Origin of the sequence: Ensifer sp. Root127 (assembly GCF_001425225.1) — a bacterium.
Classification (GTDB): domain Bacteria; phylum Pseudomonadota; class Alphaproteobacteria; order Rhizobiales; family Rhizobiaceae; genus Ensifer; species Ensifer canadensis.
The window spans coordinates 455,924-470,562 of the sequence record NZ_LMDX01000012.1; the positions used below are offsets into that span (position 1 = coordinate 455,924).

Below are 14,639 nucleotides of genomic sequence, written 5' to 3' on the forward strand. Positions count from 1 at the left end.
ACCCGCAGCGCTGTAGTGGCCGCATGTTTTAAGGATGTGGCCACCGGCGTCAAAGGAAAAGATGCGAGTGGAAACAACGGGCATCCGATCCGCGCCATGGCCATGTCGCGGATCTGAAAGAATCTCCAGCCGGCGGGTTTCATAATTTACGCCAGCGTCTATATGTGCCTGACCTCGCCCGGAGAGAGATGTGTTGGAGAGAACCCGACTGGACCCGATAAGTTATCGCGACGCCATGAGCCGCCTGGCCGGCCACGTGCAGCTCATCACCGCTGCCAATGGCGGCGAGCGCCGCGGCGTCACGGTCACTGCTTCCTGCTCGGTTTCCGACAGTCCGCCGACCGTTCTCGTTTGCCTGAACGGCGCCAACCCGCGCAACGACATCTTCGTGCGCGGCGACAGCTTTGCGCTGAACCTGCTCGGTGACGAACACCGTGCGCTCGCCCACGCCTTTTCCGGCCGTGACCAGCTCGACATGGATCGTCGCTTTGCGCTTGGCCAATGGAGGCAGCTGGCAACCGGTTCGCCGATCCTCGTCAATGCGACGGCCGCGTTCGATTGCCGGCTGATCGAGGTCAAGACCATTGCGACGCATCTGGTGCTGTTCGGCGAGGTCGTGGACGTCGCGCTTGGCCCGCCGCGCCCGCCGCTCATTTATGTAGACCGCGGATATCACTCGCTGTAGGTTTTCACGAGGCGTAATTCACTCTCTGCGCTTGATTGAGAAAACGCCTGCAACTTACTGATATAAAGGCATTACTTCAACCGAAATAGCTTACAACTGAAACTGGCCGTGGCGGAGGATGCATGACGGCACCGGCGACAGGCGTATTGCCCCAATCCATCGATGAAACGATGGCGATGCTGGAGGCACAGGATTATCTCGCCGGCACGGCGCTTGCGACCGTGCTGTTTCTCGCGTTGCGGATGAAACGCCCGCTCTTTCTCGAGGGCGAGGCCGGTGTCGGCAAGACCGAGATTGCCAAGGTGCTGGCTCGTGCCCTCGATCGGCCCTTGATCCGCCTGCAGTGCTACGAGGGGCTCGACGTCGCCTCTGCCGTCTATGAGTGGAACTACCCTGCGCAGATGCTGGAGATCCGGTTGTCGGAAGCGGCCGGAGCGGTCGACCGACGCAGGGTCGAAAGCGACATCTTCTCCGAACGATTTCTCATTCGACGCCCGGTACTTCAGGCGATTTCCGCTGAGAACGGGCGGGCGCCGGTGTTCCTGATCGACGAACTCGATCGCACGGATGAAGCCTTCGAAGCGTTCCTGCTCGAAGTCCTCTCGGATTTCCAGGTCACGATTCCTGAACTCGGCACCATCCGTGCCATTGAGCCGCCTATCGTCATCATCACCACCAATCGCACGCGCGAGATCCACGACGCCTTGAAGCGGCGCTGCCTCTATCATTGGGTCGACTATCCGAAGGCAACACAGGAACTCGAAATCATCCGCCGCAAGGTTCCGGGCTGCAACGCCGCCCTGTCGCGCGAAATCATCGCCTATGTGCAGCGGCTTCGCACCATCGATCTCTTCAAGAACCCGGGTGTCGCCGAAACGATCGACTGGGCAACGGCCCTGACCGAGCTCGACCGGCTCGCGCTCGACCCCGAAACGATCGCCGATACGCTCGGCACCTTGCTCAAATACCAGGACGACATCGCCAGGATCGACGGAGCCGAGGGGCGCAGGCTGCTCGCCGAGGTCAAGGCCGAACTGCTGGCGGCTGGTTGACGATGGAGCCGGGAGAACATCCGCCTGATGGTGCCATTCTCCCGCCGATCCTGCCCGGCGATGGAAGGCTGGCTGACAACATCGTGTACTTTGCCCGCGCCCTGCGACGCGCCGGGATAAAGATCGGACCCGGGGCGGTGGCCGACGCCATCGGCGCGGTGGCCCTGATCGGCATCGGCGCCCGCGAGGAGTTCTACGCCGCCCTTCAGTGCATCTTCGTCAAGCGCCACGAGGATCAGCCCGTGTTCGAAGAGGCTTTTCGCCTGTTCTGGCGCTCGCGCGGCCTCGTCGAGAAAATGATTGCGATGATGTCTCCGCTCGCGCCGCAACGCGAGAGCGAGCGCCAGCGCCGACGGGCCGGCGAGACGCGCGTTAGCGACGCACTGATGTCCGGCCACGATGACACCCGGCCGCCACGTGACGAACCCGAGATCGAGGTCGATGCGCGCTATACGGTCTCGGGCCAGGAGCTGTTCCGCAAAGCCGATTTCGCCCAGATGACGGCTGCCGAGATCACCGAAGCGAGGCGGGCGCTATCGGCTTTGGTGCTGCCACTCGATCGGGTGCGTACGCGTCGATACCGGCCTTCGGCGCGGCAGATCCGGATCGATCCGCGCGCGACGATGCGCGATGCGATGCGCTTCGGCGGCGAACTGATCTTGCCGCGCTTTCGCGAACGGCGTCTCGTTCATCCGCCGCTGGTCGTGCTTGCCGATATTTCCGGCTCGATGAGCCAATACACCCGCATCTTTCTACACTTTCTCCATGCCTTGAGCGAAAAGCGCCAGCGCGTTCACACCTTCCTCTTCGGCACGCGGCTGACCAATGTTTCTCGACCGATGCGAAACCGCGACCCGGATGTCGCGCTCGACGAATGCCTATCCGCGGTCAAGGACTGGTCGGGTGGCACGCGCATCGGCGAAACTTTGCATGAGTTCAACCGACGCTGGTCGCGGCGCGTCCTGGGGCAGGGCGCCATCGTGCTCTTGATTACTGACGGGCTCGAGCGGGACGATACGACAGAGCTTGAGCAGGAGATCGATCGTCTGCATCGATCCTGCCGTCGGTTGATCTGGCTTAATCCGCTGTTGCGGTTCGACGGCTTCGAGGCGCGGGCGCGCGGCGTCAAGGCGATGCTGCCGCATGTTGACGAATTCCGTGCCGTGCACAATCTTGAGTCCGTGGGCGAGCTAGTCAGATCGCTGTCGGGTCAAAGGTCCGGAGAGGCCGACCCTCGACGGTTCATGAGCGAGCATCGCGCCGTGCTGGGAGGCAAGTAAAATGCAGATATCAGCTGACGTCCTCGATCCGCTCGCAGTCGCCGAGGCCTGGGTCGGCGAGGGCCGCCGGGTGGCGATCGCAACGGTGATCGAAACCTGGGGGTCTGCGCCGCGGCCGGTCGGCAGTCATCTGGTGATTGACGGTGCCGGCAATTTCGAAGGTTCCGTTTCCGGCGGATGCGTCGAAGGTGCTGTCATCAGCGAAGCCGCTGATATTCTTGAGACGGGAAATCCGAGGATCCTGGAATTCGGCGTTGCCGACGAGACGGCATGGCGTGTCGGTCTTTCCTGTGGCGGCCGGATCCGGGTGCTTGTCGAGCGGGTTGACGGCTGAGCCATGGACCTCACAACCCTTCAGGCATTGAATGCAGCCCGGACGGGGCGGCAAGCGGCTGTCGTCTTCAGCGATCTCGAGACCGGCCAAAGCGTGCTCTGCGTCGAAGGCGAGCGCTGTCCGGCCGAATGGACCGAGGCGATGTCGGCAGCACTTCGCTCCGGCAAGCCCGGAATGATCGTCGTAGGTGAGCGGTCCTTTTTCCTCAATGTCTACCTGCCGCCACCGCGCATCCTGGTTGTCGGCGCCGTCCATATCTCCCAGGCGCTCGCGCGCATGGCGCCCATAGCAGGCTTCGACCTTACTATCATCGATCCACGCACGGCCTTTGCGACGGCCGAGCGCTTTGCTGGCGTAGAGCTGATAGCGGAGTGGCCCGAAGATGTTCTCAACGTCCGGCCGCTTGATCAGTTCACGGCCATGGTCGCCCTCACGCATGATCCGAAGATCGATGACGAACCGATCCGGGCGGCCCTTAGTGCCGGCTGTTTCTATGTCGGTGCGCTTGGCAGCAGAAAGACCCATGCAGGCCGCGCCGAACGCCTGCGTCGCCTGGGGCTCACCGACGATGCGATCGCGCGGATCAGGGCGCCAATCGGCCTTGACATCGGCGCGGCGAGCCCAGCGGAGATCGCCGTTGCTATCCTTGCCGAAATCATCGAAGCGCTCAGGCGCCGGGACATCATGTCCGGCAGCGAGGAACATCGATGAGATTTGGGAGCCTCAGTGTTTCAGCGGCCGAAGGCACCGTGCTTGCGCACGCGGTCAAGATTGGCAATCTTCGATTGCCGAAGGGGCACGTCCTGACCTCAGCCGATATTGCTGCATTGGTTCAGGCGGGCACCGACGAAGTTATCGTCGCCCAGCCGGATCGGGGTGATCTGCTGGAGGATGAAGCGGCGGCCCGGATCGCTGCGGCGATCGCGCCCGACCATCTGCGGTTCTCGGCAGCGGCAACCGGCCGCGTAAACATCTATTCCCGCGTACACGGACTGTTCGTCGCCACCCGCGGGACCGTCGACGAGTTGAACCGCATCGACCCGGCCATCACGCTCGCCTGCCTTGCGGACCATGTGCCGGTGCAGCCCGGCGACATGGTGGCGACGATCAAGATCATCCCGCTTGCAGTGGCAGGCTCGCTCGTGGCGAAGGCGGAAACGCTGCTACGCCAACACACAACCTTCGAGGTCAAACCCTTCGCCCCGCGCGACGCGGCACTAATAGCAACCGAGTTGCCATCGCTGAAACGCCAGGTCATGGATAAGACCCATGCCGTGCTGGCTGCGCGGCTGCGGCAATCCGCAAGCCGGCTAACGACCGAGCGGCGCGTCGCCCATACGGAAGACGCCGTGGCTGCAGCCATCGGCGATTTGAAGGCCGACCACGACCTCATCGTTGTCTTCGGCGCGTCGGCGGTTGCCGATTCGGATGATGTCATTCCGGCCGCCATCCGCCGTGCGGGCGGCACTGTCGACCATGTCGGGATGCCTGTTGATCCCGGCAATCTCATCGTGCTCGGCCGCGTCGGCACGGTGCCGGTGGTCGGAGCGCCCGGCTGTGCGCGGAGCCCGCGTGAAAACGGCTTCGATTGGGTGCTTGATCGCATCCTCGCCGGCGAATGGCCAAGCCCGCATGACATTACCGGGCTCGGCGTCGGCGGCCTGCTGAAGGAGATACCCACCCGCCCGCAGCCGCGAGAGCCCGTTGCCTCCAAAGCTCTGGGCCCGGTGGAAACCGTCGTGCTGGCAGCGGGTCGTGCAAGCCGCATGGGGCCGGAGGGCGGCCACAAGCTGCTCGCGACCTTCGATGGCGTCCCGCTCATCCGTCGCACCGTCGTCAGCGCGCTTGCAGCCGATATCGGCCGGGTGATCGTTGTCACCGGCCATCGGGAGGCCGAAATCCGCGCGGCACTCGGCGATTTGCCGGTGACGCTCGTTTCCAATCCCGATTACATGTCCGGTATGGCATCGTCGCTGACATCAGGGCTTTCGGCACTCGATCAAGGAGCGGGCGGCATGCTGGTGATGCTCGCCGACATGCCCGGGATAACGGCAGGCGATCTGCGCCGGCTCGTCGATACATTTACCGCTGAAGGCGGGCGGGCAGTGATTCGAGCAACGGCCGATGGCCAGCGCGGCAACCCGGTTATCCTGCCGCGCCAGACATTTGCTGCCATCAGCCAGCTGGTTGGCGATGTCGGCGCAAGGCATATCGTCGAGAGATGTGGACTGTCGGTGGTCGACGTCGAGCTTGGAGCAGCTGCGCGTCTCGACCTCGACACACCGGAGCAGATCATCGCTGCCGGCGGCATATTGGAGGAGTGACAGCATGGACAATGCGGCAATCGAAGAGATGTTCGAAACGCTTGGGGCCGTGACCATCAAACGCATGTTCGGCGGCAAGGGCGTCTATTTCGAAGGCATCATCTTCGCGCTTGAAGTCGATGGCGAAATATTGCTGAAGGGCGACGACAGGACAGGCCCGACCTTCGAAGCGGCCGGATCCAGACAATGGGCCTATGACGGCAAGGGGAAAACGGTGAAGATGCCCTATTGGAGCATCCCGGAAGAAGCGTACGACGATCCGGACGAAATGGCGCGGTGGGTCAGGCTTGCCTATGAGGCGTCGCTGCGGGCCAAAAAATAGAATCGACGACGGAGTTTAATTGGCGTCAACCAGCGCCTTCGTCTGCACGCGAATGGCACGGACGGCGTCGGCGGCAAACCGCGAAAGCGGCTGGGGCAGGGCATCGAGATCGTACCAGCCGATGTCGGAAAGCTTGTCCGGTTCGGTCAGTTGCGGTTCGCCCGAAAAGTCGTCGGTCACGTAGATCATCGAGATCCAGTGCTGACGATCTGCTTCGATCAGTTGTTCGCTGAGGCAGAGAAAGCGGGTCGAGCGGATAGACAGGCCGCTTTCCTCTTCCGCCTCACGGCGCGCAGCAAGCTCGCTGCGCTCCATGTGATCGACCTTGCCGCCCACGATATTCCAGTGGCCGGCCTCGGGCGCCTTCAAACGCTTGCACAACAACAGCTTGCCATCGCGCATGATCGCTAGTCCGCAACCGAAGCCCGGAAAGTCGATGCCTGGCCGACCCATTGATAGGATCAGGCCTTGCCGGCGATCAGCATGAATGCGGGGATTTCGTCGCCGAAACCGACAGGTGTCGGGCCGTCGTCGTGATCGCGACGGTGGCGGCTGCGGCGATCGCGGTTGTCGTCATTGGCAGGGTTTGCCGCGCGGACCGGACGTTCCGGACGGTGGCCGTTGCTCTGCTTCGTCTCTGCGTTGCGTGCCGGTTTCACCGATTCTACCCTTTCCACGACTGCTTCAATTTCGGCCTCACTATCGGCACGAACCGTATCGGTTTTGTGATCGGAACGGCCACGTGGCGCCCGGTCCCCATCTTTTTTATTACGGTCCCTGCGACCGTCACGACCGCGTTCACGGCGACCGGTGTCGTGGCTTTCCATCGGCTCGGGAAGGTTCGACAGATCACCGTTCAGCCACTCGACCTTCTGGCCGATCAGCTTCTCGATGGCGTCGGAGAACTTCGTGTCGCGCTTGGTCACCAGCGTGAAGGACGCGCCGGAGCGGCCAGCACGGCCGGTACGGCCGATGCGGTGAACATAGTCTTCCGCATGGATCGGCACGTCGAAATTGAAGACATGGCTGACATCGGGGATGTCGAGGCCGCGGGCAGCAACATCGGATGCGACCAGCAATGTGATGTTGTTGTCCTTGAAGCCGGCAAGCATGGCCATGCGCGAGCGCTGGTCCATGTCGCCATGCAGAGCACCAACCGAGAAGCCATGACGCTCGAGCGACCGGAAGAGGTCGGCGACATCCTTCTTGCGATTGCAAAAGATGATGGCGTTCTTCAGCTCGTCCTGGGCGCGGATCAGATCGCGCAGCACGGCGCGCTTCTCGTAATCCTTCGCGTGCGTCGCGACGAAGCGCTGCGTCACCGTCTGTGCCGTCGATGCCGGACGGGCAACTTCGACCCGTTCCGGGTTCTGCAGGAAGCGGTCGGCAAGCTTCTGGATCTCCGGCGGCATGGTTGCCGAGAAGAACAGCGTCTGGCGCGTGAACGGGATCATCTTGGCGATGCGCTCGATATCAGGAATGAAGCCCATGTCGAGCATGCGGTCAGCTTCGTCGATGACCAGGATTTCGACGCCGCTCATCAAAAGCTTGCCACGCTCGAAATGGTCGAGCAGGCGGCCGGGCGTGCAGATCAGCACATCGGCGCCGCGCTCCAGCTTGCGGTCCTGTTCGTCGAACGAGACGCCGCCGATCAGAAGTGCGATGTTGAGCTTGTGGTTCTTGCCGTACTTGTCGAAGTTCTCTGCAACCTGGGCCGCCAGTTCGCGCGTCGGCTCCAGAATCAGCGTGCGCGGCATGCGCGCACGTGCACGACCCTTTTCGAGCAGGGTCAGCATCGGCAACACGAAGGATGCCGTCTTGCCTGTTCCCGTCTGCGCGATGCCGAGGATATCACGGCGCTGCAGTGCCGGGGGAATGGCACCAGCCTGGATCGGGGTCGGGATTGTGTAGCCCGCATCGGTAACTGCGGAGAGAACTTTTTGGCTAAGGCCAAGGTCAGCAAAATTGGTCAAAGGGAAATCTGTTTCCGTTCCGGTTCGGGAAGAACACTGCTCGATCGGTGGAAAACACACCACCGCGTGGCCGGGCTCTTAAGCCGAATGCCGTCGAAAGTCAAGAAATCCAGCACGTTGAAGCTGGAAAAGGTTGATGGCAACGAATCTGTTGCGTTTCTTGTCAAGTAGCACGGGCCGAGCGGGTCGGCATGATGCTCATTTCATGTAGCTCGCGAGCTTGCTACTGGCGTTGAGAAACCGCATGGGGTCGACTGCCTGACCGTTCAGCCTGACCTCATAGTGCAGGTGCGGGCCTGTCGAACGACCGGTGTTGCCGGACTTGGCAACGACATCACCGGCCTTGATCCGGTCGCCGACCTTGACGAGCACCGTCGAGAGATGGGCATAGCGACTGGAAACGCCATTGCCATGATCGATCTCGACCATGTTTCCATAGCCACCCGTCAGCCCGGCAGTCGTCACGGTGCCCGGAGCCGTCGCGCGGATGCGGGTGCCGACGGTGGCGCGAAAGTCTATGCCCGCATGCAGCGCCAACCGCCCGAGAAAGGGATCGAGCCTGTTGCCGAAGTCGCTGGTGATATCACTTGCGGGCGACGGGTTGCCGAATGGCAACTCCCGGACCTGTGCGCGCGTCCGCTCGAGCTCGACAAGCGCCGAGTCAAGCGCGGCAAGCGATCGACCGAAGCCGTCGTCATTGACGGGCTCTACGAAAGGTCCGCCGATCGCGCTATCTATGGAACCGGTGGTTTCATCTGAGGGCGGCAATTCGGCGACGTCATTTTCTGGTAGGGCAACACCTGTGCGACCGACGATCTTGCGGATCGCCTCGGACGTTTTGGCGGCTCCGTCGGTCAGTTGCTCAAGCCGCAACATCTGGTCGCGCTCAACATCCTTCAGCGAGAGCGTCACTTTCGAAAAAAGCCGATCGGCGCGATCGGAGGTGCTTTCAACCGTGGCAGGCCGGGCATAGGCGAGGGCCGCAACTCGGGCGGGCGCGGCACCCTGTGTGCCGCTCAGCCCCATCAGTTTTTCGATTGCCTGCACACCGCCCGTGGCATCGGCACGTTCTTCGTAGGCGAGGGGTTCGACCGGTGCAGGTTGGGTGAAATCGGTCGACAGACCAGAATTTTCAGCCCGTTCGATCAGCGCGCCGAGTTTGCCGTTTCGAGAAGAAAGCGCCTGCTGCTGCTGAAGCAGCTTTTCGACTTTCTCTTCGACCACCTGTTGATCGAGTAACTGCCGGCTCGTAACGCGATCGACCTGCGCTCGCAACGCGGTGATTCGATCTTCGTATTCGTGCTGCATGCGCGCTTGGCGGGCGATCGTGCCACCGATGAGGTCGTCGCGAAGAACAAGGTAGGATGTGGCGGCGAGGTAACCGATGCTGAACACACCGGCTGCAGAAACGGCAAGGGCCGCCATCCAAGGACGCACGGTCATGTGACGAACCTTGTCGCCGCTCGCCAGGATCAGGACGTGATTCTGCGCGCGATTTCCGAAGGTGCGATTTGCCGAACGTTCAGACACTCCACCGCTCCCGCCATGTGCGAATTGTCTCGCATTGCTTGACGGGCATTACACTTCGTTAGGGTTAATATTTGGTTGAGTGCTCGCGCTACGAGAGGTTGTGGAAGCCGTCATCGAGCGATAGAACGATGGCGTCAACCCGGCTTCGGCGCGGGCGATATCGTTGAATGGCGCCTTGAGGGGACCTCGAAAATTGGCGCGAACGAGCTGCTGGAAAGTCGCTGCCGGATCTTTCCGCTCCCGCGCGCACAGGAAACGAAACCATTTGGCACCGACGGCCACATGGCCTTTCTCGTCTTCGTAGATGACGTCGAGTACCGCGGCAGTCTCGAAGTCTCCGGTCTCGCGCATGCGCGCCTGCAGCGCCGGCGTCACGTCGAGCCCGCGCGCCTCGAGGATAAGCGGGACGACGGCCAGCCTGGCGGTCAGATCGTTGCGGGTGTCGTGCGCCGCCTGCCAGAGCCCGTCATGCGCGGGCAGGTCGCCATAGTCGGCGCCAAGGTCGTTCAGGCGCTGCCGAACCATGCGGAAATGCTTGGCCTCCTCGAATGCAACCTTCATCCAGCCGTCGAAAAACGAATTCGGCACCGATTCGGACGCAAAGCGGGCGACGATATCGAGCGCGAGATCGACGGCGTTGAGTTCGATATGGGCGATCGAATGCAAGAGCGCGATCCGGCCCTTGAGCGAGCCGAGCGAGCGCTTCTTCACCTGCGTGGGTGGCGTCAGAACAGGCCTTTCCGGCCGACCCGGACGCAGAGGAACGGGGCGATCCAGCGGCGAACGCAGCGACAGCGCACGGCGCTGCCAGCGCCGTGCCGCTTCCTGGGCCAGTTCCGTCTTGACGGTCAGGTCGGCAGCACTGATCGCCTCAACGGCAGCGCCGCGTAGACTGTGAAAGTTGGGAAGCGTCTTCATTGCGGCCTCGTCGTTTTGACTTAGAGCGCCTTGGCGGCCTCGAGCACTTCATTGGCGTGGCCATTGACCTTGACCTTCTCCCAAACGCGCGCAATCCGGCCGTCGGCGGCAATCAGGAAGGTGGTGCGTTCGACGCCCATATATTTGCGCCCGTAGAGGCTCTTTTCCACCCATAGACCATAGGCGTTGACGACGGATCTTTCCTCGTCGGCAGCAAGCGTGACTGCCAGATCATATTTCTTCGCAAAGCGATCGTGACGTTTCACCGAATCGGGCGAGAGCCCGATCAACTCAACGCCTGCAGCGGCAAACTCGGAGGCGAGTTCGGTGAAGGAAATCGCTTCCAAGGTGCAACTTTTCGTGTCGTCCTTGGGGTAGAAGAACAAGACGACCGGACGCCCGCGCAAGGCAGAAAGCGAAATCGTGCCGCCGCCGTCACGGGGAAGCGTGAAGTCGGGAGCGAGATCTCCGGGGGTGAGGCTTGCCATGAATAAACCTTCCTTGCGCCAAGTTTTGTGAACAATCGCCGGCTAGGGCATATCGAGAATCGGCGACCGCAGTCCAGCGGATTTGTGCTAGATTTGACAGGTTCCGGACGGGTTGCGTCGATAGGACCCTTTGCCCGGCATTCGCGCACACGAAACCCACGGATGTGTGAATGCTTTCCACAGCATGGTCGGCCAGACGTGATGACACCGTCCGGCCAGATGTGGTCTACGTGACGGCAATGATCCGTCGACCCGCTGCCGCATGATGCGTCGACGGGAGAGGCGGGCTTTCCCGTATGAACTGGAGGGCGTCCGCGCCGATGAGTGAGATCCGCGGCGAAAAAGTCGGCTTTCGCAAGAAAGACATCGTCGCGTTGCATGCGTTGCCCTCGGCGCAGGCACACGAACCCGTCATCGTGCATGCCCCGCACAAACGCGGGCTCTTGCGCTTTCTCAGCAAGATTGCCCTTTGCGGCTTACTGCTCGCCTTCATCACTGCGGCCAGCCTCATCGCCGTCGTCGAGAGCGGGGCGATCGACAGCACACTGAACGCGCGCGCCCGCACGGCGCTGAACGCGGCACTCGGCGGCGCCTATCGCGCTGAGGTCGGTAGCACCGTCGTTCGCATGACCTCGAACGGCGCGCTGGCGCTCAAGGCGCGGGAAGTGGCGCTGAGCGAAGCCACGTCCGGCCAACCTGTCGCAAAGTTGAGTTCGATATCCATTGCCCTCGACCCTCTGGCGCTGTTGACGGGCAGGATTTCGGTTTCACGTCTTGAAGCCGAAGGTGGCGACTTCGACACCGGCCTCCTGCCACGCGGCGAGCCGGTCGATCTGACGAAGATCAAGATCGCCGATGTCGGCGACGCACTGGAGCAGCTTTTTGCCCATGTCGACCGCATGTCGAAGATGGCGGCAGGGCGTGGCGACCAGACGGTGTTGCTTTCCAACTTTTCGTTCACAGTCGCCGGTGCACGTAACCGTGTCGTGCCGGTCGATGCCAAGGAGCTGGAGTTCAATCGTGATGCCGATGGCTCCATGCACGTCAAAGGCAGCGTGACCGTCGATGGAGTCGATGTCGATCTCAGCGCCAACGCTCTTGGTGCAAAGGGTCATATGTCCGGCTTCGAAGCGGCAATCTCGAACATTCCGCTGAAGCCCTTCTTCTATCACGGCCCCTTCGGCAAGGAGGCCGCCTTCGGCATCGATGCGACCGCGGGGCTGACCCTCACGGCGACACGCGCCGCCGAAGGCGCCAAGCCCGACCTTCGCGTGGCCGTCAGGACGTCGGAAGGTGCATTCCACGCCGGTGGGCTGGTTTCGACGATCAATCCCTCCCAGATGGATATCGCCTATGACTTTGAGCGGGCTGCCGTCGAGGTGCTGCCGTCGACGGTCAATATCGGTCGCTCGATCTTCCCGTTTACTGGTGCAGTGAAAGACCTCGACAGAACAGCAGGCGCAACCGATCAGGGTTTTGCCATCGATCTTTTGTTCAGGAATGCAAGTTCCGCGCCGGAGGACATTACCGAACGTCCCTTGATCTTCGATGCGAAGGCAAGCGGCCGCTTCACCTCGGATGCGCGCCACCGCCTGATCTTCGATCAGCTCGCCGTTTCCAGCCCGCTCGGCTCGATGTTCGGTTCGCTTTCGGTCGCCTTCGGCAAGACTTCGCCGCAGGTCAGCTTTGCCGCCGTCAGCGACCAGATGCAACCGACGGCCGTCAAGCAGCTTTGGCCCTGGTGGATCGCCAAGGGCGCGCGCCGCTGGGCGATCCGCAATCTCTTCGGCGGCACGGTCACTGATGCGCGCATCGAGGTTTCGGTGGCAGAGGGGCGGATCGCCCAGAACGAAGGCGAGCTGAAGCTCGACGAGAAAGAACTGAACATCACGTTCAACATCGACGAAACGCGGATCAACATTGCTGGTGAGATACCGCCGTTGCGCGACACATCGGGCACGTTCAAGCTGAGCGGCCAGCGCATGGAAGTGGGCGTAAAGCAGGGGGCGGCCTTTTTTCCCTCCGGCCGGTCCGTCGCGCTCAATGGCGGCGATTTCATCATTCCCGATGTCTACACCAAGCCGTTGATCGCGGAAATGAAGATCGAAGTTGGCGGCGAGGCAGACGCGATCGCCGAGCTCGTCACCTACAAGCCGATTCAGGCGCTGCAAAAGACACCGTTTGTCCCAGGCGACTTTACCGGCCCGCTAACCGCACAGGTCGGAGCGCGGTTTGGCCTTGTCACCGACCAGCACCCGCCACCGCCGCTCTGGCAAGTGGAGATGCAGCTTGAGGACGTCACCGTCACGCGCCCGATCGCCGGACGCGGCGTCTCCAATCTTTCCGGCACGTTCCGGGTCGACAACGAGCAAGCGGTTCTCGATGCCGATGCGGTTGTTGAAGGCGCAAAGGTCAAGATCGCGCTCACCGAACCGGTCGACAGCAAATCGAAGGTCAAACGCAAACGCGAAATCAGCGGCACACTCGATGCGGCAGCCCGGGAGAAGCTGACCCCCGGCCTGTCGAAGATCATCTTCGGGCCGATGGACGTCGATCTGGTGATCGACGAGGCTGATGTTCAGCACGTTACCGTCGATCTGACCAAGGCCAGGCTCTCGCTTCCCTGGATCGGCTGGAACAAAGGTGCAGGCATACCAGCCGAGGTGCGCTTCACATCCGACATCAACGACAGCGTTACAACCATCAAGGACTTTGCAATCGCCGGTGACGGTTTCGGCGCACGCGGTAATCTGCAGGTCGATGGCGCCGGCATCGTTAATGCAAAGCTCAGCAATGTCCGTCTGGCGCAGGGCGACGATTTCAACGTTGCCATCGATCGCCGCAAAGGCATCCATGTCGTGACGCTGAGCGGTGCCGCGGCAGACATTCGTCCGATCCTTGCCCAGATGAAGAGCGGCTCGAACGGCGACGGTGGCGCCGGTGACGACATCACCATCCAGGGTCAGCTCGGTCGCGTCGCCGGCTTCAACGGCGAAGTGCTTTCGAATGTGAACCTGGTCTATTCGGAGCGTGGCCAACAGATCGAAGACATCAATCTGTCGGCAGTCACCGGAAGCGGCCAGGCAGTAGTGGCGCGGCTCGCCAAATCCGGTGCCGACAACATTCTTGAACTGACCACCGGCGACGCCGGCTCGCTTGCTCGGTTCGCCGACATCTATAGCAACATGCGCGGTGGTCTGTTGAACATGAAGTTGCGTGATCGTGGCGGCCGGTCATGGCGCGGCTCGGTCGACATCCGCAAGTTCCAGCTGGTCGGCGAGCAACGGCTGCAGTCGATGGTGTCGACGCCGGCTGGACAGGACGGACGGAGCCTCAACCAGGCGGTAAAGCGCGACATCGATGTCAGCACGGCGCGATTCGAGCGCGGTTTTGCCCAGCTTGCCCTCGACCGCAGCGCCATTCGGGTCGATGGCGGCGTCCTCAGGGGAACCGATGTCGGCGCGACTTTCCAGGGAACAGTGCGTGACGGCAACGGCATCATGGATATGACGGGTACCTTCATGCCCGCCTACGGTTTGAACCGAATTTTTGGCGAACTGCCGTTGATCGGCGTCTTGCTCGGCAATGGCCGCGACCGTGGCCTGCTCGGTATCACCTTCAAACTCAATGGCCCATTCAACCAGCCGAAGCTGACGATCAACCCGCTTTCGATCATCGCGCCCGGCGTCTTCCGCAGCATCTTCGAGTTTCAATAATAAGGCCGGCACAATGG

At 62.0% G+C, this 14,639-nt stretch carries 13 protein-coding genes; 8 read left to right on the forward strand and 5 right to left on the reverse strand.

Annotated elements, in window-relative coordinates:
• The first annotated feature begins 235 nt into the window (after positions 1-235).
• From ASD03_RS16760 to ASD03_RS16790, 7 genes are all read left to right on the forward strand, one after another.
• Positions 236-685, forward strand: coding sequence for a flavin reductase family protein (locus ASD03_RS16760; protein WP_081788855.1), 450 nt, complete (start codon positions 236-238; stop codon positions 683-685).
• Between the two features lie 122 nt (positions 686-807).
• A complete protein-coding gene (locus tag ASD03_RS16765) occupies positions 808-1,737 on the forward strand; it encodes a MoxR family ATPase (RefSeq protein ID WP_025427138.1) in 930 nt (309 codons plus the stop codon).
• A gap of 2 nt (positions 1,738-1,739) precedes the next feature.
• Entirely contained in the window at positions 1,740-3,017 is a 1,278-nt protein-coding gene (locus ASD03_RS16770) for a VWA domain-containing protein (RefSeq protein WP_057214329.1), read from the forward strand.
• Between the two features lies 1 nt (position 3,018).
• Positions 3,019-3,351, forward strand: a complete 333-nt coding sequence (locus ASD03_RS16775) for an XdhC family protein (protein ID WP_025427136.1) — start codon at positions 3,019-3,021, stop codon at positions 3,349-3,351.
• A 3-nt stretch (positions 3,352-3,354) separates the two neighbouring features.
• Positions 3,355-4,062 (forward strand): XdhC family protein, encoded by a 708-nt coding sequence (locus ASD03_RS16780; RefSeq protein ID WP_025427135.1) that lies wholly within the window; start codon positions 3,355-3,357, stop codon positions 4,060-4,062.
• On the forward strand, positions 4,059-5,675 hold the full coding sequence (locus ASD03_RS16785; protein ID WP_025427134.1) for an NTP transferase domain-containing protein: 1,617 nt from the start codon (positions 4,059-4,061) through the stop codon (positions 5,673-5,675). Before ASD03_RS16780 ends, ASD03_RS16785 begins: the two co-directional genes overlap by 4 nt.
• Positions 5,676-5,679: 4 nt before the next feature.
• Positions 5,680-5,997, forward strand: coding sequence for a TfoX/Sxy family protein (locus ASD03_RS16790; RefSeq protein ID WP_025427133.1), 318 nt, complete (start codon positions 5,680-5,682; stop codon positions 5,995-5,997).
• A 15-nt stretch (positions 5,998-6,012) separates the two neighbouring features.
• Here ASD03_RS16790 and ASD03_RS16795 read toward each other — a convergent pair whose 3' ends face one another.
• The 5 genes from ASD03_RS16795 to ASD03_RS16815 form a co-directional block, all read right to left on the reverse strand.
• Positions 6,013-6,450 (reverse strand): NUDIX domain-containing protein, encoded by a 438-nt coding sequence (locus ASD03_RS16795; RefSeq protein WP_025427132.1) that lies wholly within the window; start codon positions 6,448-6,450, stop codon positions 6,013-6,015.
• Between the two features lie 8 nt (positions 6,451-6,458).
• The gene (locus ASD03_RS16800) at positions 6,459-7,970 is read right to left on the reverse strand and encodes a DEAD/DEAH box helicase (protein WP_025427131.1); all 1,512 of its coding nucleotides are present in this window, start codon (positions 7,968-7,970) and stop codon (positions 6,459-6,461) included.
• A 198-nt stretch (positions 7,971-8,168) separates the two neighbouring features.
• Positions 8,169-9,500: a M23 family metallopeptidase gene (locus ASD03_RS16805; protein ID WP_025427130.1), complete on the reverse strand. Its 1,332-nt coding sequence runs from the start codon at positions 9,498-9,500 to the stop codon at positions 8,169-8,171.
• 48 nt (positions 9,501-9,548) lie between these two features.
• Complete coding sequence (locus tag ASD03_RS16810; protein WP_057208648.1) at positions 9,549-10,418, reverse strand: ferritin-like domain-containing protein; 870 nt, start codon at positions 10,416-10,418, stop codon at positions 9,549-9,551.
• A 20-nt stretch (positions 10,419-10,438) separates the two neighbouring features.
• Positions 10,439-10,906 carry a peroxiredoxin gene (locus tag ASD03_RS16815; protein ID WP_025427128.1) on the reverse strand — a complete coding sequence of 156 codons (468 nt, stop codon included), beginning with the start codon at positions 10,904-10,906 and terminating at the stop codon, positions 10,439-10,441.
• Between the two features lie 320 nt (positions 10,907-11,226).
• Between ASD03_RS16815 and ASD03_RS16820 the strand changes: the two genes are divergently transcribed.
• Positions 11,227-14,622, forward strand: coding sequence for a DUF3971 domain-containing protein (locus ASD03_RS16820; protein WP_057214332.1), 3,396 nt, complete (start codon positions 11,227-11,229; stop codon positions 14,620-14,622).
• The last annotated feature ends 17 nt before the right edge of the window (positions 14,623-14,639 follow it).

Bases quoted from the DNA above. Each gene is read 5' to 3' on its own strand.
- ASD03_RS16760 (WP_081788855.1), top strand. From the start codon at position 236: ATGAGCCGCCTGGCCGGCCACGTGCAGCTCATCACCGCTGCCAATGGC.
- ASD03_RS16765 (WP_025427138.1), top strand. From the start codon at position 808: ATGACGGCACCGGCGACAGGCGTATTGCCCCAATCCATCGATGAAACG.
- ASD03_RS16770 (WP_057214329.1), top strand. From the start codon at position 1,740: ATGGAGCCGGGAGAACATCCGCCTGATGGTGCCATTCTCCCGCCGATC.
- ASD03_RS16775 (WP_025427136.1), top strand. From the start codon at position 3,019: ATGCAGATATCAGCTGACGTCCTCGATCCGCTCGCAGTCGCCGAGGCC.
- ASD03_RS16780 (WP_025427135.1), top strand. From the start codon at position 3,355: ATGGACCTCACAACCCTTCAGGCATTGAATGCAGCCCGGACGGGGCGG.
- ASD03_RS16785 (WP_025427134.1), top strand. From the start codon at position 4,059: ATGAGATTTGGGAGCCTCAGTGTTTCAGCGGCCGAAGGCACCGTGCTT.
- ASD03_RS16790 (WP_025427133.1), top strand. From the start codon at position 5,680: ATGGACAATGCGGCAATCGAAGAGATGTTCGAAACGCTTGGGGCCGTG.
- ASD03_RS16795 (WP_025427132.1), bottom strand. From the start codon at position 6,450: ATGGGTCGGCCAGGCATCGACTTTCCGGGCTTCGGTTGCGGACTAGCG.
- ASD03_RS16810 (WP_057208648.1), bottom strand. From the start codon at position 10,418: ATGAAGACGCTTCCCAACTTTCACAGTCTACGCGGCGCTGCCGTTGAG.
- ASD03_RS16815 (WP_025427128.1), bottom strand. From the start codon at position 10,906: ATGGCAAGCCTCACCCCCGGAGATCTCGCTCCCGACTTCACGCTTCCC.
- ASD03_RS16820 (WP_057214332.1), top strand. From the start codon at position 11,227: ATGAGTGAGATCCGCGGCGAAAAAGTCGGCTTTCGCAAGAAAGACATC.